Origin of the sequence: Christiangramia sp. (assembly GCF_029937855.1) — a bacterium.
Classification (GTDB): Bacteria; Bacteroidota; Bacteroidia; order Flavobacteriales; family Flavobacteriaceae; genus Christiangramia.
The window spans coordinates 74,329-95,508 of record NZ_JAPYPC010000004.1 but is presented as its reverse complement, the minus strand read 5'-3'; the positions used below and the strand labels follow the sequence as shown (position 1 = coordinate 95,508).

The 21,180-nt window shown below is 37.3% G+C and carries 22 protein-coding genes; 14 read left to right on the top strand and 8 right to left on the bottom strand.

Going from position 1 to position 21,180, the window contains the following annotated elements; genetic code table 11:
• The first annotated feature begins 5 nt into the window (after positions 1-5).
• Complete coding sequence (gene ribB, locus Q1K34_RS03645) at positions 6-1,154, top strand: 3,4-dihydroxy-2-butanone-4-phosphate synthase (protein WP_300434642.1); 1,149 nt, start codon at positions 6-8, stop codon at positions 1,152-1,154.
• Here ribB and Q1K34_RS03640 read toward each other — a convergent pair.
• Entirely contained in the window at positions 1,151-1,783 is a 633-nt protein-coding gene (locus Q1K34_RS03640) for an NAD(P)H-dependent oxidoreductase (RefSeq protein WP_300434639.1), read from the bottom strand. The genes ribB and Q1K34_RS03640 overlap by 4 nt on opposite strands.
• Before the next feature lie 125 nt (positions 1,784-1,908).
• Here Q1K34_RS03640 and Q1K34_RS03635 point away from each other — a divergent pair, with 125 nt between their 5' ends.
• Positions 1,909-2,541, top strand: a complete 633-nt coding sequence (locus Q1K34_RS03635) for an ElyC/SanA/YdcF family protein (protein WP_300434636.1) — start codon at positions 1,909-1,911, stop codon at positions 2,539-2,541.
• A gap of 77 nt (positions 2,542-2,618) precedes the next feature.
• Positions 2,619-2,975, top strand: a complete 357-nt coding sequence (locus Q1K34_RS03630; protein WP_300434634.1) for a phage holin family protein — start codon at positions 2,619-2,621, stop codon at positions 2,973-2,975.
• Positions 2,976-3,018: 43 nt separating this feature from the next.
• Here Q1K34_RS03630 and Q1K34_RS03625 read toward each other — a convergent pair whose 3' ends face one another.
• Together Q1K34_RS03625 and Q1K34_RS03620 are read right to left on the bottom strand one after the other, a co-directional pair.
• The gene (locus Q1K34_RS03625) at positions 3,019-4,137 is read right to left on the bottom strand and encodes a PepSY-associated TM helix domain-containing protein (protein ID WP_300434631.1); all 1,119 of its coding nucleotides are present in this window, start codon (positions 4,135-4,137) and stop codon (positions 3,019-3,021) included.
• Between the two features lie 48 nt (positions 4,138-4,185).
• Positions 4,186-6,624, bottom strand: coding sequence for a TonB-dependent receptor (locus Q1K34_RS03620; protein ID WP_300434629.1), 2,439 nt, complete (start codon positions 6,622-6,624; stop codon positions 4,186-4,188).
• Positions 6,625-6,856: 232 nt separating this feature from the next.
• On the opposite strand from Q1K34_RS03620, the gene Q1K34_RS03615 reads away from it, so the two are divergent.
• Positions 6,857-7,651, top strand: a complete 795-nt coding sequence (locus Q1K34_RS03615; RefSeq protein ID WP_300434627.1) for an HAD family hydrolase — start codon at positions 6,857-6,859, stop codon at positions 7,649-7,651.
• On the opposite strand, the gene Q1K34_RS03610 is transcribed toward Q1K34_RS03615, so the two are convergent.
• Together Q1K34_RS03610 and Q1K34_RS03605 are read right to left on the bottom strand one after the other, a co-directional pair.
• The gene (locus Q1K34_RS03610; RefSeq protein WP_300434624.1) at positions 7,648-8,412 is read right to left on the bottom strand and encodes a hypothetical protein; all 765 of its coding nucleotides are present in this window, start codon (positions 8,410-8,412) and stop codon (positions 7,648-7,650) included. The genes Q1K34_RS03615 and Q1K34_RS03610 overlap by 4 nt on opposite strands.
• A gap of 43 nt (positions 8,413-8,455) precedes the next feature.
• Complete coding sequence (locus Q1K34_RS03605; protein WP_300434622.1) at positions 8,456-9,394, bottom strand: L,D-transpeptidase; 939 nt, start codon at positions 9,392-9,394, stop codon at positions 8,456-8,458.
• Positions 9,395-9,608: 214 nt separating this feature from the next.
• Between Q1K34_RS03605 and Q1K34_RS03600 the strand changes: the two genes are divergently transcribed.
• The 5 genes from Q1K34_RS03600 (at position 9,609) to arsB (ending at position 13,333) form a co-directional block, all read left to right on the top strand.
• On the top strand, positions 9,609-10,688 hold the full coding sequence (locus Q1K34_RS03600; protein ID WP_300434620.1) for a Gfo/Idh/MocA family oxidoreductase: 1,080 nt from the start codon (positions 9,609-9,611) through the stop codon (positions 10,686-10,688).
• Positions 10,689-10,749: 61 nt separating this feature from the next.
• Positions 10,750-11,085, top strand: a complete 336-nt coding sequence (locus Q1K34_RS03595) for a metalloregulator ArsR/SmtB family transcription factor (RefSeq protein WP_300434617.1) — start codon at positions 10,750-10,752, stop codon at positions 11,083-11,085.
• A 111-nt stretch (positions 11,086-11,196) separates the two neighbouring features.
• Positions 11,197-11,661, top strand: coding sequence for a DUF6428 family protein (locus Q1K34_RS03590; RefSeq protein WP_300434613.1), 465 nt, complete (start codon positions 11,197-11,199; stop codon positions 11,659-11,661).
• 9 nt (positions 11,662-11,670) lie between these two features.
• Positions 11,671-12,288: a protein-tyrosine-phosphatase gene (locus Q1K34_RS03585; RefSeq protein WP_300434610.1), complete on the top strand. Its 618-nt coding sequence runs from the start codon at positions 11,671-11,673 to the stop codon at positions 12,286-12,288.
• 1 nt (position 12,289) lies between these two features.
• A complete protein-coding gene (arsB, locus tag Q1K34_RS03580; protein ID WP_300434608.1) occupies positions 12,290-13,333 on the top strand; it encodes an ACR3 family arsenite efflux transporter in 1,044 nt (347 codons plus the stop codon).
• A 66-nt stretch (positions 13,334-13,399) separates the two neighbouring features.
• On the opposite strand, the gene Q1K34_RS03575 is transcribed toward arsB, so the two are convergent.
• Positions 13,400-13,681 (bottom strand): hypothetical protein, encoded by a 282-nt coding sequence (locus tag Q1K34_RS03575; RefSeq protein ID WP_367183295.1) that lies wholly within the window; start codon positions 13,679-13,681, stop codon positions 13,400-13,402.
• 13 nt (positions 13,682-13,694) lie between these two features.
• Positions 13,695-13,883, bottom strand: coding sequence for a VOC family protein (locus Q1K34_RS03570; RefSeq protein ID WP_300434603.1), 189 nt, complete (start codon positions 13,881-13,883; stop codon positions 13,695-13,697).
• A gap of 130 nt (positions 13,884-14,013) precedes the next feature.
• On the opposite strand from Q1K34_RS03570, the gene Q1K34_RS03565 reads away from it, so the two are divergent.
• Positions 14,014-15,285, top strand: a complete 1,272-nt coding sequence (locus Q1K34_RS03565; RefSeq protein WP_300434601.1) for a hypothetical protein — start codon at positions 14,014-14,016, stop codon at positions 15,283-15,285.
• Positions 15,286-15,288: 3 nt separating this feature from the next.
• Here the strand turns inward: Q1K34_RS03565 and Q1K34_RS03560 are convergent, their stop codons facing one another.
• The gene (locus tag Q1K34_RS03560) at positions 15,289-17,328 is read right to left on the bottom strand and encodes a S9 family peptidase (RefSeq protein ID WP_300434600.1); all 2,040 of its coding nucleotides are present in this window, start codon (positions 17,326-17,328) and stop codon (positions 15,289-15,291) included.
• 133 nt (positions 17,329-17,461) lie between these two features.
• Here Q1K34_RS03560 and Q1K34_RS03555 point away from each other — a divergent pair, with 133 nt between their 5' ends.
• The 4 genes from Q1K34_RS03555 (at position 17,462) to Q1K34_RS03540 (ending at position 21,134) form a co-directional block, all read left to right on the top strand.
• Complete coding sequence (locus Q1K34_RS03555) at positions 17,462-18,265, top strand: alpha/beta hydrolase-fold protein (protein WP_300434598.1); 804 nt, start codon at positions 17,462-17,464, stop codon at positions 18,263-18,265.
• Positions 18,266-18,272: 7 nt separating this feature from the next.
• Complete coding sequence (locus Q1K34_RS03550; RefSeq protein ID WP_300434595.1) at positions 18,273-18,767, top strand: nuclear transport factor 2 family protein; 495 nt, start codon at positions 18,273-18,275, stop codon at positions 18,765-18,767.
• Between the two features lie 2 nt (positions 18,768-18,769).
• The gene (locus Q1K34_RS03545; RefSeq protein ID WP_300434593.1) at positions 18,770-19,129 is read left to right on the top strand and encodes a cupin domain-containing protein; all 360 of its coding nucleotides are present in this window, start codon (positions 18,770-18,772) and stop codon (positions 19,127-19,129) included.
• 100 nt (positions 19,130-19,229) lie between these two features.
• On the top strand, positions 19,230-21,134 hold the full coding sequence (locus tag Q1K34_RS03540; RefSeq protein ID WP_300434591.1) for an alpha/beta fold hydrolase: 1,905 nt from the start codon (positions 19,230-19,232) through the stop codon (positions 21,132-21,134).
• Positions 21,135-21,180: the final 46 nt, after the last annotated feature.

Below are 21,180 nucleotides of genomic sequence, written 5' to 3'. Positions count from 1 at the left end.
ATGTTATGGCTCAGGTAGAGAACAATCAATATTCAATAAAACTGGATACTATTCAGGAAGCTATTGATGATATTCGCGCCGGTAAGGTGATTATCGTGGTAGATGATATTGATCGTGAAAATGAAGGTGATTTTTTAGCTGCAGCTGAAAAAGTGACTCCTGAAATGATTAATTTCATGGCTACCCACGGTCGCGGACTTATATGCGCACCACTTACTGAACCCAGGTGTAACGAGCTGAAACTGGAAATGATGGTTGGCAATAATACCGATCCCATGGAAACTGCTTTTACCATTTCAGTAGATCTTAATGGAAAAGGAGTTACTACAGGAATCTCTGCTTCAGACAGGGCCAAAACCATTCAAGCACTTATAGATCCTGATGTCAAACCCCAGGACTTAAATAGACCCGGACATATTTTCCCGCTAAAAGCTAAAGAAGGTGGTGTTCTAAGACGTACAGGCCATACAGAAGCAGCCATAGATTTCGCCAGGCTTGCCGGGTTTGAACCGGCCGGTGTGATCGTTGAGATCATGAATGAAGATGGTACCATGGCCCGCTTACCTCAGCTTATAAAAGTCGCTAAAAAATTTGACCTTAAAATAGTTTCTATTGAAGATCTGGTAGCCTATAGGATGCAACATGACTCTTTAATTGAAAAGAAAGAAGATTTTGAAGTGGATACCCGCTTTGGAAAATTCAGATTAAGGGCTTATAAACAAACCACAAATTCACAGGTTCACGTAGCGCTAACCAAAGGATCCTGGAAGCCAAATGAAGAGATTATGGTGAGGGTAAACTCTACCCTTGTAAATAATGATATTTTAGGAACCTTAACGAATAATCCAGACAAGAAACTTGACGGAATGTTCCAGGCGATTAATAATGAAGGCCGTGGAGCTATTGTATTTATTAATCCTGCAAACCAGTATCCTAACCTTTTAAGCCGGTTATCAGAATTAAAAGAAAGTCAGAAAACAGGGGAAATAAAAGCCCCTCCGGTTAAAATGGACAATAAGGATTTTGGAATAGGTGCCCAAATACTTCATGATCTTGAAATCCACAAGATCAGGCTTCTTTCTAATTCCCAACAAACCAAACGTGTGGGTATGATTGGTTACGGACTCGAAATCACAGAATACGTTAGCTATTAATCTATTTCAATAATGACCTCCTCCAGGGGTCTTCTTACTTTTTTAAATTTCGAAAACTCATCGTTTTCTGATCGATATCCCACAGGAAGCACCAGTACCGATCTTAGATTCTTCTCGGGGAGTCCTAAAAATTCGTCATATTTTTCAGGTTCAAATCCTTCCATGGGGCAGGCATCGATTTCTTCAGCCGCACAAACGGTGAGTAAAGTGCCTAAAGCCAGATAAGCCTGATTAATTGCCCAGGATTCAATTTCTTCAATTTCCTTCATTTTAAAATCGTTGATGAGAAAATCATGAAAAGGCTTAAGGATCTCTTCTGGTGTTTCTCTTAAGTATTTAACCCTTTTAAAATAATTGGTTATAAAGTCTTCATCTACCCTGTTTTCAATACAAATCACCAGTACATGAGAAGCGGTATCTACCTGTTGCTGATCCATGGAAAAAGAACGCAATTTTTTCTGGATCTCTTTATTTGAAATGATCAACATCTTTAGTGGCTGGAGTCCGTAGGAAGTTGCGGTTAAATTAAAAGCCTGTTTTAGGACCTTTATTTTTTCTTCGGAAAGAATTTTATCCTCATTAAATTTCTTGGTCGCATAGCGCCAGTTTAAAGCTTTAATATTACTCATATCTATTTAAAATAATATTTTACAAAGGTACACAATGTATAAGGTAACACTGGCGTTAGCGCATAAATTAATCTAATACATCCAATTATTATGGCTATCTTCGATACTCAATTTATCCACCTTTAATGAAGCGATTAAAAAAAATCATTTTGGCTTCCGTTATTGGTCTTGTACTCATCATTTTTATGATTCTGGGTATTGAGGCTATCTTCCAGAGACAAACTGCGGGGCTTATCTATAGCAATATGTCCAATGTTCCTCCCGCCAATACGGTTATCGTACTTGGAGCAAGCGTTCATGCCGATGGGAAACTATCCCCAATTCTTCAGGACAGGGTAGATACCGCTATTAAATTATACAGAAGTAATAAGGTTAAAAATTTTCTGGTAACGGGAGATCACCGTACTGAAGACTATAATGAAGTAGCGGCAATGGTAAATTATCTTCAGGAGAAAGGGATCGATAAAGACCTGATAATATCAGACCATGCCGGACTGGATACTTATGACAGCATGTACAGGGCTGGCAAATTGTTTGGTGTGGAAAGTGCTATTGTAGTAACACAGAAATTCCATCTTCCCAGAACTTTATTTATAGCCCAGAATTTGGGACTGGATTATAGAGGTTTTACGGCAGATCAAAGAGCCTATCAAACTGAATACAGACTTAAACAACGGGAGAAGTTAGCCAACTTAAAAGCGCTCTGGGAAGTACTTTTAAAGAAAAAACCACGCACACTGCAAGCAAGACTTCATTAATCAGCCTTAGCTCCTTTAATTTTACTGAATAAGTTTTTTATTATATTAGAGCTGTAACTAACCTTAAAACAAAAAATATGATCCAGTGGTTAATTCATATTCTAATTGACGCTGTAGTCCTTCTTATTGCAGCAAAATTCCTAAGTAAAGTTCATTTAAGCGGCTTTAAATCTGCCATTATAGTCGCTTTGATAATTGGTGTTCTAAGCTTTCTTTTGAGCTGGCTTTTAACGGCAATCCTAAATATTGCCACTCTGGGAATATTTTATTTCCTTGGAATTGGTTTTGTAACGAGGGTGATTGCATATGCAATAATCATAGAAATAGCAGATAAACTTTCTTCCGATTTTAAAACGGATGGCTTTTGGCCCTCAGTTTGGCTGGCAGTTTTAATTGCTATTATTGGTGGGATTGTAGATGCACTCTTATTTTAAAGAAAAAAAATTCAATTCTTTCTCTCAAAGAAATCATAAAAAATTACCGGGTGAGATGTTTCATCCGGTTTTTTCTTCCCCACCAAACAATAAAACCCGTTACAGGTAAAGAGGCTACAAAAATGCTTAAAATAAAAGCAATAATTTTACCAGGCATTCCAAAGAATTGGCCGGTATGAATTCCGTAGCTCATTTCCTGTAATTTAAGCCCGGTACTTTTAGTGTTGTATGCCTGCGTTTGAAGCAATTCAGCCGTTTGAGGATGAAAATAGAAATTAGATTGATGGTCATAATCCAGCGATTCGGGGTAAACTCCCGTCACTACCGGATGATCATCTCCTTCAGTCCAAACAAAATACATATCATTATTCGGCATCATTTCAACGGTTTGAAAGAAAGCAATATCTATAGGATTTTCAGAAATTCGGGATTTCTGCTCGATATTTTCAACATGCTGATCGCTTTCTACTTTTTCTCCCAGGTTTCCAACGTAATAAATACCATCGCTAACCCATTCGTATGAAAAGTATAATCCGGTAATCGCTACAATAATGGCCAGAATATGCAGGTAAAATCCGCTTACCTGATGTAGATCGTAATTTACACGTCTCCAACGGGCGTCCCATTTTACCTTTAAGCTATTCCTTAATTTTTTAATTTTTTTAGGCCACCAGAGAATAATACCGGTAACAAGCATCAGAATAAAAATTAGTGTTGAGATACCAACCACCTGCCTGCCTATATCCTGAGGTAGTAAAAGGTACATATGCAGCGCTTTAACAATTTCAAAGAAATCTGTAGTGAAATCCTGGGCATATAAGAATTCTCCGGTGTATGGGTTCAAATAGAAATAGTATGGAATATCCTTGTGCAAACCATATACAGCAACGGGCCTGTCTTTCCCGGTATAAAGCACGAAATCATCTGTAGCACCGGGATATCTATCCTGAACTTTCTCTTTAATCTTTGAAGGTGGGAGAAAAGCCATATCCTTTTCTTCCACAAATCGATAATCGTATAAGGCATCTTTAATCTCATCGTGGAAAACATAGATACAGCCGGTTACCGCAACAATAAAAACTATAATCCCCGTAAGCAGGCCTAACCAGAGATGTATTCTCCCGGCCCACTTCTTCAAGGTATTTTTTTTCTTTTTCTTCATATTAGAAATAAGAGATCGCCTTAAAGGCGATCTCGGGCTAATTCAAATCTAAAATTTATAAGTAAGCGCGGCTGCAAAATTTCTTGGAGCCTGTGGATTTATCGTAGACCATCCGTTAAAATAATCTTCATTGGTAAGATTATTTAGTTTTAAGTTGATAGAAAATTTATCTACGTCATAAAATACAGCAGCATTCAGCACCGTGTAGGACGGTAAGGTAAATGTTCCCGCCGTATTTCTGTTAAAAATCATATTCTCACTAGCATAATTTCCTCCAAATCCTATTCCAAATCCTTCTGCTATACCATTGGTGAATCTATAACTTGCCCAAAGGTTTGCGAGTGTTTCCGGCCCTGCAGATTCAGGCCTTTTTCCTAAAAAATCATCATTTTCAGCAGCTTCGGTTACTTCACTATCATTATGGCTAAAACCCGCGACCAGATTCAATCCATCTACGGGACTAGCCGTAATCCTGGCTTCAAATCCACGGCTGTATTGGGTCCCGTCCTGGGTTACTTCAATCCCGCTACCTAATACAATATTTTCAACTTCAATATTATAATAACTTAATGTGGCAAAAACTTTATCATTTAAAAAATTAAGCTTTGTCCCAAATTCAAACTGAGTAGCATGCTCTGGTTCAAAAGTGATTCTCCTTGATTCCTGCGTATCTGGATTAATAACCTCTGCAGGTGCAACATTACTGAAACCATCCATGTAATTCGCAAATATGGAAAGCCTGTCTATAACTGGTTGATACACTACCCCGAATTTAGGTGAAAATGCAGTTTGGCTATTGCTATCGTTCTCAAACTGGTCTATACGCAAACTGGCCATGGCAGATAAAGCAGGGGTTATATTCAGTACATTGGAGATATAAGCACTATAAATATCCTCTTTAGTGGTTCTATTATTTCGATTCGTGTTTTCTAATAGGGCATCAACCGCAGCGGTGGAAAGTATTCCACTGTCTCCATCTGTGATATAGTTATCTGGCTCTGTAAATCCAAAAACACTTTCATTAACATTTGTCAAACTTGCGTCACCTATATAAACGCGTCCATTTCCTATGTATCCAGTACCATTATCTATTACTTCTCTCTGAAAATAATCCAGACCGGCAACCATTCTGTTTCTCATGCCGAAGATTTCAAAATCTCCGATGAAATTTTGCTGAAAATCTGTAGTTAAGGTAGTAGAATTCTGATTGTTCATAAAACGACTAAATACTACGCCTTCTTCCAGACCTTCCACAAACCTGGTTGTTTCGTATAGATAAGAATAATAACCCATAGACTTGGCACTACCGCGGGATATTACGGTTTGCGAGATCCAGTTATCTGATAACTCATAGTTCATTTGTCCCTGGAGACTATAAGTGGGATTTTCTAAAGTCAAATCATTGCTGGTATAAGATCGATTGGTATTATAGTCCAACTCATCAATATTGGTAACGCGTAATGGCGCTCCCCTATCCACAAACAGCATGGTAGGATTGGTGGACTCACCATTGAAAAATTCTGTATTCACAAAAAAGGAAAGTCTGTCATTCACCTTATAACTCAGGGAAGGTGCTACAAAGAAGGATTTTGAAAAACCAGCATCCTGAAAAGAGTTTTGAGTCTGGTATGCTGTATTTACACGTAAAGCAACATCTCCTTCTTCATCAAGTGGGGTATTAACGTCTGCTGCCACGCGATTAAGTCCAAAACTGCCCAGGGTGTATCTTATGTTTCCGCCGAAATATTCATAAGGCTTCTTAGTAGTAATATTAATCAAACCTCCGTAGGAAATAAGGCTACTGCCGTAAAGGGTTCCAGAAGGGCCTTTTATGACCTCGATATTTTCAATATTCGCAGGATCAGGGCTACCATTCGTAATTGCCGGAAGTCCGTTTATCAGGCTAGGCTGTACCGGGAAACCTCTCAATGAGTAATATCCGGCACCATCTCCACCTCTTCCTGTAGATTCCCAAAGTTTGGTGATGCCAGAACTGTTTTTTAAAGCATCATCAAAATCTGTAATGACCTGTTCATCGAGAAGCTCTGCGGTAATATTATCATAAACCTGGGGATTTTCTATCTTTTTTAAAGGCAATTTTGCAACATAAATACTTTTTTCACGGTTAAATACATTGGAATTCCCATTACCTCGAATCAATACTTCTGTTAGCTGTTCTTCTGCCGATTTCAAAATTATATTGGGAAGGTTAGTAGTTTCTCCGGGCTGAATTGAAAATGCAATTTCTTGAGATTTGTAACCAACATAAGAAATTCTCAAAAGATAATTTCCAACGGGAACATTTTGAAGCAGGAAAGAACCGTTTTTATCAGATTCAGTACCAATCCCGGTTCCCTGGATATTAATATTCGCGCCGGAAATTATTTCTCCATCTGCGTTAGATACCTTTCCCTTCAATCCTCCAGAATTTTGGCCAAAGGCACTGAAATTAATTAGCAGTAATAGTAGTAGTAGTTTTTGGATCATCACTTTAATTTTATTTAGACCTAGTATAAATAGAGGTGCAAATCTAAAAGCTGAAAATGAAATTTAAAAGCTTATTTAGATTTATTTTAAATAAAATTTTCGAAAAAACTGTATTTCAAACATTTATAGCGGAAACAATAAAGAAGAGTTATAACTGGAACGTGAAATTTAATAGAGATTTAATCTTATTAGATGAACATTCATTTACTTTTGAAATTTCGAAAAATAAATTATGATCAAACTTATTGTAACAGACGTTGACGGAACTTTATTGAACGATAATCATGAAATACATCCTGATTTCTGGAAAATAGAAGAACAGCTCACCAAAGGCGGTATTTTATTCTCTATCGCCAGCGGACGTCAATTTTATAATCTGGAATCAAAGTTTGAAAAAATAAAAGATCGTACTATGTTCTTTGCTGAAAATGGCACCTATGTATCTCATAAAGGCAAAGAATTATATGTTAATCCTATTGAAAAGGAAGCTGCCATTGAATTTATTCAATTAGGGAGAAAGCTTGAAAGCACTAATTTGGTTCTATGCGGAAAAGATTCTGCATACATAGAAACTAAAGATGAAGAATTCAAAAATGAAATAAATAAATTCTACGAGCGCCTAAAGGTGGTTGATGATTTAACAAAAGTAGAAGACACCTATTTAAAAGTGACCCTTTGTAATTTTAACGGAGTGGAAGATAATACCTTCCCGCATTTTGTAAATTATACAGATCGTTATAAAGTTGCCATCGCTGCAAAAGTCTTTATAGATATTACCGCTTTAAATGCGAACAAGGGTAATGCTATCAGGGATATTCAGAAGGAATTAAATATAAGCGCTGAAGAAACCCTGGTTTTTGGTGATTATTTAAATGATCTTGAAATGATGAAAGTGGCAAAACATAGCTATGCTATGAAAAATGCGCATCCTGAAATTATTGAAGTTAGTAATTTTGTAACTACCCACGATAATAACGATAATGGAGTGCTTAGAACTATTGAAGCGCTTGGTTTACTTGGTACCTAATTTACAATGATATTGGTCTTATCTAAGCCCGTATTTCCTGTTACCGAATCGTACGCATAGATCATAACTTCATACAATCCTTTTTTGAGATTTACATCTGCCTGAAAAGTGCTGGGCTTATCGCTGATACTCATCTCCACTTCTTCTGTATTGCCTTCTGCATCTGTGAACATAGCCTTTACTTCATATTGATTGGCATCCCAAATCCCGTTTTCCGTGACCGGGCAGCCGCACATCATCACCACATTGGCCTTTAATACTATACTTTCTGTTGAAGCTATTCTTTCATGTGTCTGTGGACTTAAGATATCCACCACAAAGCCTGGGATTTCCAACACTACTCCATCTCCCACAATATCCTTTCCAGGAACTACCCAAAGTTGGGTACTGCTCATTACTTCAGCCTGCTTTTTATTCTTAGGAGCATAAGCTTCAATAGTCACAAAGGTGGGAGTATCTATATCTAAAACTGCATTGAAACCGGCCGTCTCCTCATCTGAAAGTCTTTCAGAACGCTTCCAGTCCTGCTTCATGATCTTATCTGTATTTCCCGTGCTTCCAGTGGTTATACCTTCTGCCAGGATTTCTCCCTTAAGCTCATCTTTTACCAGAATTTTTGCTCCTCCGATAGAAGAACCTATAAATTTAGCATCTTTGGCTTGTGCCCTGATCATTATATTGGTTTCCTGAGCTGCTATATTCATAGTAAATACAGATAAGATTAGTATAGAAAAAAGCCGATAAAAATTAATCTTTTTCATAGTATCAATGTTTACCGGCTAATTTAACTAAAATCTAATTTAGTTAAGCTTTGGCTAATTCTGCTTCAGCATTTTTCGAAGCAATATTTTTAAAATTCTTTGGATCTGACTGGTATTCCTGGATATATCCTTCTAGGGTATTTACCTCTTCCTGAGTAAGATCATTTGCTTTCATATTTTGAGAAAGATTGATCCATGGTTTTTCTGAATCATAGTCATATTCTCCAAATACCATAAATGGAGTTCCGTTTCTGGCGATCCTGAAACCTTCTACGTCCCACATATCTGCCCATTCAAAAATATATTTAGCATCATCCATGTATAATCTTACACATCCATGACTGGCAGGATAACCCGGCAGCGCATACTGGTGAACTCCTACTCCTTCAAAATTCATAAAGTTGAAATAATACGGCAAAATCCAGGATTCATCTACCGTACTCACTTTTCTTTTGGCTTTATAATTTCCATAATTCAATCCATTGGGAGTTCTGGTGGAATTCTTTCCTGTACTTACAGGTCCCCATTTCACTAAATCCCCATTTTCATATAAACCGAAGGCCTGCACCCTTTGAGAGATCAATACCGTTTTAGGAATACATTGTAAAAAATTAATATTCTCAGGAAACGGACTGTAAGTATTGAATTCATCCGAAGGACATTCCGGTAGAACAATAGGTCTTTCAGGTCTTAATTGGTTCTTCTCAATCCTATTCAACGCCAAAATGGTTTTTAGTTCCTCCTGCGGATATGATTTGATAATACTATCCACTTTTTCTCTCGTCTCAAGAGAATCAATAGTATAACTAATCTCTTTCCTATATAATTTAGGCTCTTTCTTTACCACCGGATTCCGCATACTCAACTTTTCCGATTTTGAAATGGAAGGTTCTACTACCTGGGTGTTAGAATTACAGGCATAGAAAAGAACACTACTTAAAAACAATAATGATATTTTTCTAATTATATTAAAGCCTTGCATAGTAAATAGTAGTTTGGTTTGACAACTTAAAACTAGGCAACATACCTCCTATTACTCGCCAATAAAGCGTTAAGGCTTTCTTTACTTTATGATAATTAACCCTTTTTAAGACAGAAAAATCCTGAATTAGCTTAAAATTTTCAGAAATATTAAGCTTTCATTTCATTTCTGATTTTCAATAAGTTATTTTTAGATAAACCAAGCACCTTAGATTATGAGTAATAGAAGAGCGTTTATAAAGAAATCAGGAATTTTATTAGGAGCGACCTTACTACCATTCCCTGGTTGCATAACTTCCGGTTCTCAAAAGAAATTAGGAGTTGCCCTTGTTGGTCTGGGATACTACAGTACAGACCTCCTCGCCCCTGCCCTACAAAAGACAGAATATTGTGAACTCAAAGGCATAGTTACAGGCAGTCCTGAAAAGATTCCGGTATGGCAAAAGAAATATGACATCAGGGATTCTAATGTTTATAACTATGAAAACATGCACCAGATTGCTGATAATGATGAGATTGATGTGATTTATATTGTCCTCCCCACCGGTCTACATGCTGAATATGCTATTAAAGCAGCTAATACAGGTAAACATGTGTGGTGTGAAAAACCCATGGCCAGGACTGCTGAAGAATGTCAGCAGATTATTGAGGCGTGTAATAAAAATAAGGTCAAACTTTCTATTGGATATAGAATGCAACATGAAAAGAATACACAAACCATCATGAAATGGGCGGAAACCAAACCATACGGAAATATAAAAAATGTGATTTCTGAAGCTGGCTATAATGGAGGCGCTATCAATCCCTGGAAACTTAAAAAAGAAATGGGCGGTGGTGCAATTTATGATATGGGAGTTTATAGCATCAATGCGGCTAGATATTCTATCGGTCTTGAACCTATTGCTGTAACCGCTACCCAATCTACAAACCGACCTGAAATTTTTACAGAGGTAGATGAAACCACGAGCTTTCAAATGGAATTTCCCGGCGGAATTATGGTAGACGGTAAAACCAGTTTTGGAGAAAGCCTGAATAATCTGGAAGTAACAACTCAGAACGGCTGGTATTATCTAAGACCAATGCAAGCCTATTCCGGAGTACGGGGTAAAACAAGTGACGGAAAGATCCTGACACCAATGGGTAAAAACCAGCAAGCGGTACAAATGGATGATGATGCTCTTGCTATAATCAACGATAAAGCTGTGCTTGTGCCTGGAGAAGAAGGAATGAAAGACATTCATATTGTAGAAAAGATAAATGAAGCCGCGACAAAAACAGGCTGGGTTCAGATATAAATTACCAAATAAATTTTGCTGCGAAAACTATTCATCGTAATATTGCAATATATAATTAATTATGGGTGTAACTAAAACAGATCTGTTTACAAAGGAGCAAAATGAACTGGCAATTTTGGCCAAAGCATTTGCACATCCTGCACGCATTGCCATTCTGCAATATTTACTGACATCGAATAAATGTATAAATGGCGATCTGGTAAATGAATTAGGGCTGGCGCAGGCAACCATAAGTCAGCATTTGAGAGAGCTAAAAAATGTGGGGATTATTCAGGGAAGTATTGATGGTGCATCGATGAGTTATTGTATTAATCCTGAAAAATGGGAAAATGTTCAGCAACTTTTTAACGGCATGTTTGATGAAATTCAAAACTGCAGACCCGGCGAATGCTGCTAAAAAAATTTATAAATAATCATCGTAAAAATACGATAAAACGATAATAAAATAATCTTTGATCTAGCTTAAAAGATTATTGAGAAATTACATAAATCAAAAAAATATAAACAGATGAGACTTTCAGAATTTATAGATCGGTTATCAGGATTAAGCGAAATCGCTTTTGAACTGCCAAACGGCAAGTTAGTACCAGAACACTTCCATGTTACCGAAGTTGGAAAAATAAGCAAACATTTTATCGATTGTGGCGGTACTTTAAGGGATGAACAAAAAATCTCTTTTCAACTTTGGGAAGAGAACGACTATAACCATCGTCTCCATCCAGATAAACTGTTTAAAATTATTGAACTAGCGAAAGATAAATTAGAACTGCCCGATGTTGAAATTGAAGTGGAATACCAGGGAGAGAGTATCAATAAATTCCACCTGGATTTTGACGGAAAGAATTTTCTTCTAGTTAACACCCAAACCGATTGCCTGGCAAAAGAGAATTGTGGAATTCCTGCTCAAAAGCCAAAAGGAAAATTATCTGAAATTCAAAACTCATGCTGTACTCCAGAATCTGGTTGCTGCTAAAAAAAATCTATGTCACAAATACTACTATACCCGGTACTGGAAAAAAAACTGGAGTATTTAAAAAAACTTGAAATTCCTGAAAACCGAAAGAAAATTCTTCAGCCACTGATCAATTATATTGAAAAAGAAAAAAATTCAGAAAAAGCTGTTCAGTTAAATTTTATCTGCACTCATAATTCAAGACGCAGCCAGTTTGGCCAGGTTTGGGCTCAGGCAATTTCAGATCATTACGGGATCAAAACTAAATGTTTTTCCGGAGGTACTGAAAAAACCGCTTTTCATCAAAACGCTATTGAATCTTTAACACGCGCTGGTTTCAGAATAGAATCTTCAGAAGGCGAAAATCCTCATTTTCAGGTTAATTATTCAGAAGAGAATGATTCTCTAAATTGCTATTCCAAGGTTTATGATGCTGAAGAAAATCCTTCTGAAAATTTTGCCGCGGTAATGACCTGTTCGCATGCCGATGAGAATTGCCCTTTTATTCCGGGTGCGAAAGCCAGGATCGCCCTGGATTATGATGATCCAAAAGAATTTGATGGAACCTCACAGGTAAAGGAGAAGTACGATGAACGCAGTGATCAAATCGCATCAGAAATGATCTATGTATTTAAAAGCATAAAATAGTATGGCCAAAAAACTGAATTACCTCGATAAGAATCTAACATTATGGATCTTCCTGGCGATGGGAGTAGGAGTCGGCCTGGGATATTTTATCCCCTCAATCCCAGAAAACATTAACTCTTACAGTAGCGGAACCACCAATATCCCTATAGCGATAGGTTTGATTCTTATGATGTACCCGCCCCTGGCGAAAGTAAAATACAGACTTTTACCCAAGGTTTTTAAAGATGTGAAGATCCTAAGTATTTCCTTAATTCTAAACTGGATCATTGGTCCTTTTTTAATGTTTTTCCTGGCCATTATATTTCTTCAGGATCATCCTGAATATATGGTAGGTCTTATTTTAATAGGTTTGGCAAGATGTATTGCGATGGTACTTGTTTGGAATGATCTGGCTGAAGGAAGTAGTGAATATGGTGCAGGATTGGTTGCTTTAAACAGTATTTTCCAGGTATTCGCCTATAGTTTTTACGCCTGGTTATTTATTAGCTGGCTACCACCATTTTTTGGATTTGAAGGCGCTATTGTAGATATTTCTATAGGTACAATCGCTGAAAGTGTAGCCATATACCTGGGGCTTCCCTTCGCTTTGGGAATCCTTAGCAGGTTAATTTTAGTAAAACTTAAGGGGGAAGACTGGTACGATAACCAATTTATCCCGGCAATTTCGCCCCTAACGCTAATTGCACTTCTGTTTACCATCATTCTTATGTTCTCTCTTAAAGGTGAACTAATTGTAGAAATCCCCATGGATGTGGTAAGAATTGCCATCCCATTACTTATTTATTTTACCCTAATGTTCTTAATTGGTTTCTTTATGAGTAAAGTAATGGGGGCTTCTTATGATAAAAATGCTTCTATTTCCTTTACTGCTGCTGGTAATAATTTTGAACTCGCCATCGCAGTTGCCATCGCGGTATTCGGGCTCAATAGCGGACAGGCATTTGCGGGAGTCATCGGCCCTTTGGTAGAAGTACCTGCATTGATATTACTGGTAAGGGTTTCCTTTTGGTTAAAAAGAATATATTATAAACCTGGACTTAGTTAAAAATTTTCTAGAAACCGACTATCCCCGAGGCAGAGCCATCGGGGGTATTTTTAAAATTAATTAATTTTAGGCTAAGTCCAGGAGATCTTGTAAGTCTAATGAGTCTGTGTACATTTTAATGCTCCCATCTGCTTTTCGCGGCCATTGTTCTTTTGGTTTATTCCAATAAAGTTCAATTCCGTTTCCATCTGGATCGTCTAAATAGATCGCTTCAGAAACACCATGATCGGCAGCACCAGTTATTGGATAATGCATAGATAGTATCTTTTTTGTTATTTCAGAAAGGTCTTTTCTTGTTGGATATACAATCGCGGCATGGAATAAACCTACACCAGATTTCGTGGCCATACCAGCGCCTTTGCTATGCCAGGTATTCAAAGCAATATGATGATGATAGCCCCCCAGCCGATAAAAATACCGCCTGGTCACCGATGCTGTCTGTAATTTCGAAACCTAAAATATCCCTATAAAATTTCAAAGCCTTCTCAATATTTGAAACTTTTAAATGAATATGGCCTATTCGTGTATTTGAAGGAATTTTGTAATTCATAGATTGTATGTTTAGACCTAAATTTAAGAAGCTTTTCTGAAATTATTTTTTGAATATTATAACTTTCTATAATCTTAAGTTCTTAGGAAAATCATAGTTTTGAGTTTCAAAAATTCTCAAATTGTTCTGAATGAAAAAGATCCTTGCTCTTACTGCAATTCTCTTGGTCATCTTTATTGTACTACTCTATATTTCAGTTTCAAGCACCGATAAGAATTTTGAAACCTGTACGATTAAAAATTTTGAAGATCTCGAAAACACCGATTTTCATGAATATGATTCTGTTATTATTGCTCCAAGTACGCTTTATAAAGGAGATATTTTAAAAGAATTCATGCAGGGAAAGAACTATCGTGAAGCCTGGTCTACTTCGGTAAAAGTTCCCATCGTTTTTCTGGATACCCTCAAAGGCGGGATGAAGATCCTGAAAGAAGGAGGTGGCAAACAAACCCATTCCTTAAAACTTACTAATTCTGAAGGTACCATGTTTACGCTGAGAAGTATTACCAAAGATCCTAAACAGTTAATACCTGAGTCTGCCAAAACTCTGGGTCTGGAAAATATCATCGTTGATGGTATTTCAGCTCAACACCCCTATGGTGCGATTCTCGCTGCGAAGCTTGCAGATGCTGCGGGAGTATTGCATACCAATCCCATGGTGGTTTTTGTGCCCAAACAAAAGCAGTTAGTCCAATACAACGAAAAATATGGTAACAGATTATATCTTTTGGAGTATGAAACTGAAAGCAAAAAGAACTGGACTAATCTTCAAAATATCGAACATATTGTAGAAACCGATGATCTCCAGGAGTTAAAACAGGGAAACCCAAAGCATTTTCATATTGACAAATCAGGATTGATTAGAACTCGCCTATTCGATCTTCTTATTGGTGACTGGGATCGGCATGCGGAGCAATGGGGCTGGGCGCTTCAAAAAAACGGTAAAAACTTTAAAGCTATTCCTATTCCGGGTGACCGGGACAATGCTTTTTTTAACCCGACGGGGCTTCTGCCCTCCATCATTACCAACAAGAATATAGAGCCTCTGGTAAGACCTTTCGAAAAAACCATAGACCACATGCCTGGTCTTGTTTACCCATTTGACCGTTATTTTTTACTGAATACTCCGGAAGAAGATTTTGTTGAACAAGCGAGGTACCTTCAAAAGCATTTGACAGATGATAAAATTGAAAATGCATTTCAGGTATGGCCGGAGAATATTCGAAGATTAAATCAGGAGGAAATTTCAGAAAAGATCAAAAGCCGAAAGAAAGATCTCGTTGATTATGCCGTGTCTTTCCATAAGATCCTCAATGAGAAAGGAGAACTTACCGAAGCTTTAAAAGGTTCAGAAGACCTCCAAATGAATGAAGGCCTTATGAAGTGCTTTGAATGTAATTAATATTTAATCTTCAAGATATTTCTCAAACCAGGCAATAGTATGAGCCACCTTTGTGATGAGGTTGCTTGGCCTGGCAGCAATACCATGTGATGCTTCCGGAATTTCCACAAGTACGGTTTCAATTTTTCTAAGCTTAAGAGCATGATAAAGTTGCTTTGCCTCACTCGGTGGTGTACGAAGGTCATCCATTCCCACCATGACCATCGTAGGAGTCTCTACATTACCAACTAACGAAAGTGGAGAGAATTTCCAATAAGCTTCAAAATTTTCCCAGGGCTGGCCAGGATATCGGGAATCGGCGTAACCAAAATAATTATCTGCAACTAACGTTTTACTAATCCAGTTTACTACCGGTTTGGCGACCACAGCAGCAGCGAAACGATTGGTTTTTCCTATGATCCAGGCCGTCATAATACCACCAGCACTTCCACCGGTCACAAAAAGTTTACCTGTATCAATTATGCCTTTAGCGATTACAGCATCTACTCCATCTATCACGTCGTTATAGTCCTCTCCAGGATAATTGTTGTACAGCAGGTTACCAAATTCTTCACCGTAACTTGTGCTTCCTCGTGGATTTGGATAGAAAACCACATAGCCCTGAGATGCATAAAGTTGCATTTCAGCTGAAAAATGCGGACCGTAGTTCAAAATCGGGCCGCCATGATTCTCTACTAATAATGGATATTTTTTTTGCTCATCATAGTTGGGAGGATAAACGATCCATCCCTGAATTTCCCTTTCATCTACACTGGATTTATACCATATCTCTTCAATCTTTCCAAGATTTCTATATCCTAAAATATCCTCGTTCACCGCGGTGAGAACTTCAGGATCTTTCTTTTCTATCACCGCAACATCGGCCGGTCTTGTGCTTTTAGAAATGGTGTAGGCAATACTTCCTTCGTTAGAGACACTAAAGCTTCCACTTGCATAAGGCCGTCCCAGGGAAGTTCCCCCTACATCATCAGTTATATCTCTTACATTTCCTTTAAGGTCTATGTAGGCTAATTTGGTATATCCAAGGTCATTATACATAAAATATAAACCTTTAGAATCCTCTCCCCAAACAGGGTCGCTTATACTTCGATCGAGCTTATCTGAAATTAACCTTTTGTTATTCCCTTCAATATCCATCACTTGCAGCTGTTGAACCTGATATGCCTGTACTTTATCTTCATAACCTACAAAAGCGATATGCTTGCCATCTGGTGAAACTAAAGGATTTTTATCTGGACCCTGCCTGTTTGTATACTGTTTTATCTCTCCTGTTTTTACGTGTACTGAATACACCTCACTATTCCTAAAATCATATTCCCAGTCTTCGTTCCTATTCGCTGAAAAAAAGATTTTTGAACCATCAGGGCTGAAGGAAAGTTTCCCATCATGATTGAAATTTCCCGATGTAAGTTGCATAGCCGTCCCTCCTTCTGAAGGAATAATAAAAATATGAGCAAAACCTAATTTAATATAACCACTCCCATCTGCTTCATGTTTTAGCCTGTCGGTGATACGAGGGGCTTTAGCCCATTCCGCATTTTCAGGTTTGTTGGGCATTTTTGCCAGAACCGGAGCTTCAGCTTCCACTTTCATGGTAAAGGCGAGTTTTGAACCATCTGGAGACCAAACAAGTGAAGAAGGATTATTTTCAAGTTGAGTAAGACGAGCAATAGCTCCTGTTTCTGTCCAGTATAAGAATATCTCGCTACCTTCTTCTGTATTGCTTATAAAGGCAATTTTCTTCCCGTTGGGAGACCATACGGCATTATTTTCATTGCCTTCTCGGGTAGTTAATTTGTGATGAATGCTTGGATCTTCCACTCCTACCATCCAGAGATTTCCCTTTGATTTATCTTGCATAATATCAAATCCTGTACGGCGGTAGACCACATATTTACCGTTGGGTGAAATTTGCGGATTCTGAGTATATTCCAATTGAAAAACATCCAGGTAGTCGAAATTACTTTTAAGTTGAGCCTTTACATTTTGGCCAAGGCTTATAATCAAAATAAATGTTAGTAGATAGTATAATTTTTTATTCATTTTTATCACGGAAAAAAGTTAAGCCCCTAAAGATACTATTTTAGTATAAAATTATTTTTTCTACAAAAGTTTAAGGGAAAACCAGCTAATATTAAATCTTATGATATTTTTGAAAATACCTTAAACCTGAAGTATGAAATTTGCTTTATCCTCTTTTTTCCTGCTTTTTATATACCAGACCAGTTTCTGTCAATCCACAGCTAACGCTCAGGTTGAAATTTTTTCTATTGAAGCTCCGCAATTGGATACCATCAAAAAGATCTGGATTTATTTACCGGAATCCTACAGTTCCTCAGAAAAACGCTATCCGGTAATATATATGCATGATGCACAGAATCTTTTTAACAGGGAAACTTCCTATGCTGGCGAATGGAAAATTGATGAAGTTTTGGATAGTCTTCAAAAGCCGGAAACTATCATCGTGGGCATTGAACATGGCGGAGAAAAAAGGATTGATGAATTAACTCCATTCCCTCATGAAAAATATGGCGGTGGCAGGGGTGATGATTACATGAAGTTTATAACTTCCACTCTCAAACCACATATAGATACCAGTTACAGGACAAAATCAGGTTCAGAAAACACGACTATTTTTGGTTCCTCCCTTGGCGGGTTGATTTCTTTTTATGCAGCGATAAAATATCCGGAAATTTTTGGAAAAGCTGGTGTTTATTCCCCCTCTTTCTGGTTTAATGATAAGATTTTTGAACTGGCCGAGAACACTAGTATCAATACCGAAACCAAATTCTATTTTTTAGCAGGGACTGAAGAATCTGAAGAAATGATCCCCGATTTAAAAAAGATGATCAAAATTCTCATAGATAATGGCTTGAAACCTGAAAATTTCAAAGTTAATTATATGGAGGGTGGTGAACATAATGAAGCTATGTGGAGTAAAAATTTCCCGAAGACTTATCTTTGGTTAATGAATAATTAATTTAAAAATGAAAACTTTTTTTAAAATCTTAGTCGCTCTATTTGCAATCACTTCCATGTCTGCACAGGTAGATCGTGAATCTGACTTATACAAACAATTACAATCTCGCGACAGTTTACTCTTTGATTTGGGATTTAATCAGTGTAAAATTGGCCAGTTTGAAAATTTTATAAGTGAAGATCTTGAATTTTATCATGATCAGGGAGGTCTCAGCACCAACAAAGAAGATTTTCTAAATGCGGTGAAGAACAATATTTGTGCAAATCCAGATAAAAAACCTATACGAAAACTTGTAAATGAAAGCCTTCAGGTTTTTCCTTTATATGAAAATGGTGAATTATATGGAGCTATCCAAAAAGGTATACACGATTTTTATATCAAAGAACCCAATAAAGAATTATACAAAACCAGTTCGGCTAAATTCACACATATATGGCTGCTGGAAAATAAGGAATGGATTTTAAAACGCGTTTTAAGCTACGATCACCAAAGCCCGGAATAATTATGAAAAAAGTAAATGTGAAAGAAAAGTTTCAAATGTTCTCAGATCATTGGAATCCCAGGATTGTTGGAGAACTTAATGGCCAGCAAGTGAAACTTGCAAAGTTAAAAGGAGAATTTATCTGGCATTCCCACGAGGATGAAGATGAGATGTTTTTTATTGTAAAGGGAAGTTTAAAAATCGAATTCCGTGATAAAACAGTTGAACTCAAAGAAAACGAATTTTTTATTGTTCCTCGTGGCGTGGAACACAAACCTATTGCTGAAGAAGAAGTACAGGTGATGCTTTTTGAACCTGCATCAACAGAGCATACTGGAAAAGAAAAGCATAAACTTACCAATAATAACCAGGAACATTTATAGTTGATTTTCCAGAGTGATAACAGAATTCCCGCAATTCATTTTTTGTATATTTAACTGGTTTTCAATCTAGAAAACCAGTTCCAACCAAAAAGACAAAAACATGAAAAAAATTAATTTTTTACTTTTTCTCCTGGTAGCAGGTCTGTATGCACAGGATCAGGAAAAGCCCAAAGAGTATAGCATAGAGCAATTCTATGAAAATACACGTATTGGAGGAGGAAGTTTCTCTGATGATGAAACAAAATTGCTTATCAGCAGTGATAAATCTGGCATCTTTAACCTTTATGAGATCAATATTGAAGATGGTACTCAAACAGCGGTAACCAATTCTGAAAAAGAATCATACTTCGCCGTGGATTATGTTCCGGGAAGCGATGATATCCTGTATTCTGCAGACAAAGGAGGTAATGAAATTGATCATCTTTATATATATAAACCTGACGGAACTTCAAAAGACCTAACTCCCGGGGAAAATGAGAAAGCCAGTTTTGCAGGATGGAGCAAAGATAATCAGTATATGTATTACCTCTCAAACAAAAGAAATCCTCAATTTTTCGATCTCTACAGAATGAAAGTCGGAACCTGGGAACCGGAACTACTGTATAAAAATAATGAAGGCTATACGGTGGCTGGAATCTCAGAATCTGGAAAATACCTGGCCTTAACAAAATCAATCTCCACCAGTGAAAATAAACTTTTTTTGCTGAATCGTGATAATGATGCAATGAAGGAAATTTCAGAACCTGGATTCAGCTATAGTCCAACTGGATTCAATCAAGATGAAACAGAACTCTATTATACCACAAACCAGGGAGGGGAATTCAGCCGGTTGATGTCTTTCGAAATAGGATCAAACAAATCTGAAGTACTCTATGAGACCAACTGGGATGTGATGTATAGTAGTCTTAGTGAAAATGACACCTATAGGGTAATTGCCATCAATGAGGATGGGACAAACAAACTTATTATGTGGGAAAACGCTACAAGAGAACCTATGGAATTACCAGACATTAAAGATGGTAATATAGTGTCAGCCGGTTTCTCTGAAAGTGAAGATCTTCTTAGACTTACCGTAGGAACCTCAAAAACACCCAATAATATTTATGTATACAAACTAAAGAGCAAAAAACTTAAAAAATTAACCAACACGCTAAATCCTGAAATTGATCCACATGACCTGGTTTCAGCAGAAGTGGTGAGATACGAATCTTTTGACGGATTGGAAATTCCGGCTATTTATTACAAACCTATAAATGCTTCTGAAAATAATAAAGTGCCAGCACTGGTTTGGGTACATGGCGGACCTGGTGGGCAGTCCCGGGTAGGCTATTCGGCACTAATTCAGTATCTCGTTAATCATGGTTATGCCGTGCTCGCAGTGAACAACCGCGGCAGTAGTGGTTATGGCGCGAGTTTTTACAAAATGGACGATAAGAACCATGGCGAAAAAGACCTTCAGGATGTCATCTACGGAAAAAAATGGCTTACATCGCAGGATTATATCAATAAAGATCAGATAGGAATTATTGGAGGTAGTTACGGCGGGTATATGACGATGGCCGCGATGACCTTTGAACCAGAAGAATTTGAAGTAGGGGTAAATATTTTTGGAGTTACCAATTGGTTGCGGACTTTAAGGTCTATTCCGCCTTATTGGGAGGCTTTTAAAAATGCCCTGTACGAAGAATTGGGAGATCCAAACACCAGTGATTCTATTAGATTGAAAAAGATCTCCCCATTATTTCATGCTGAAAATGTAAAAAACCCTATCATGGTTTTACAGGGCGCCAATGATCCCCGTGTGCTCCAGGTAGAGTCTGATGAAATTGTGGAGGCTGTAAAAGCAAATAACGTACCGGTGGAATATATGATTTTCCCCGATGAAGGTCACGGTTTTATAAAAAAGGAAAACGAAATCAAAGGATATAGGCAAATTCGGATATTTCTTGATAAATATCTTAAAAATGAAGACGTAACCATGCCTGAAAAAGCACTAAAAAATTAATTTAGCGATTTAGCTAAAGAAAATGAAACAGGTAATATTCAGAAAA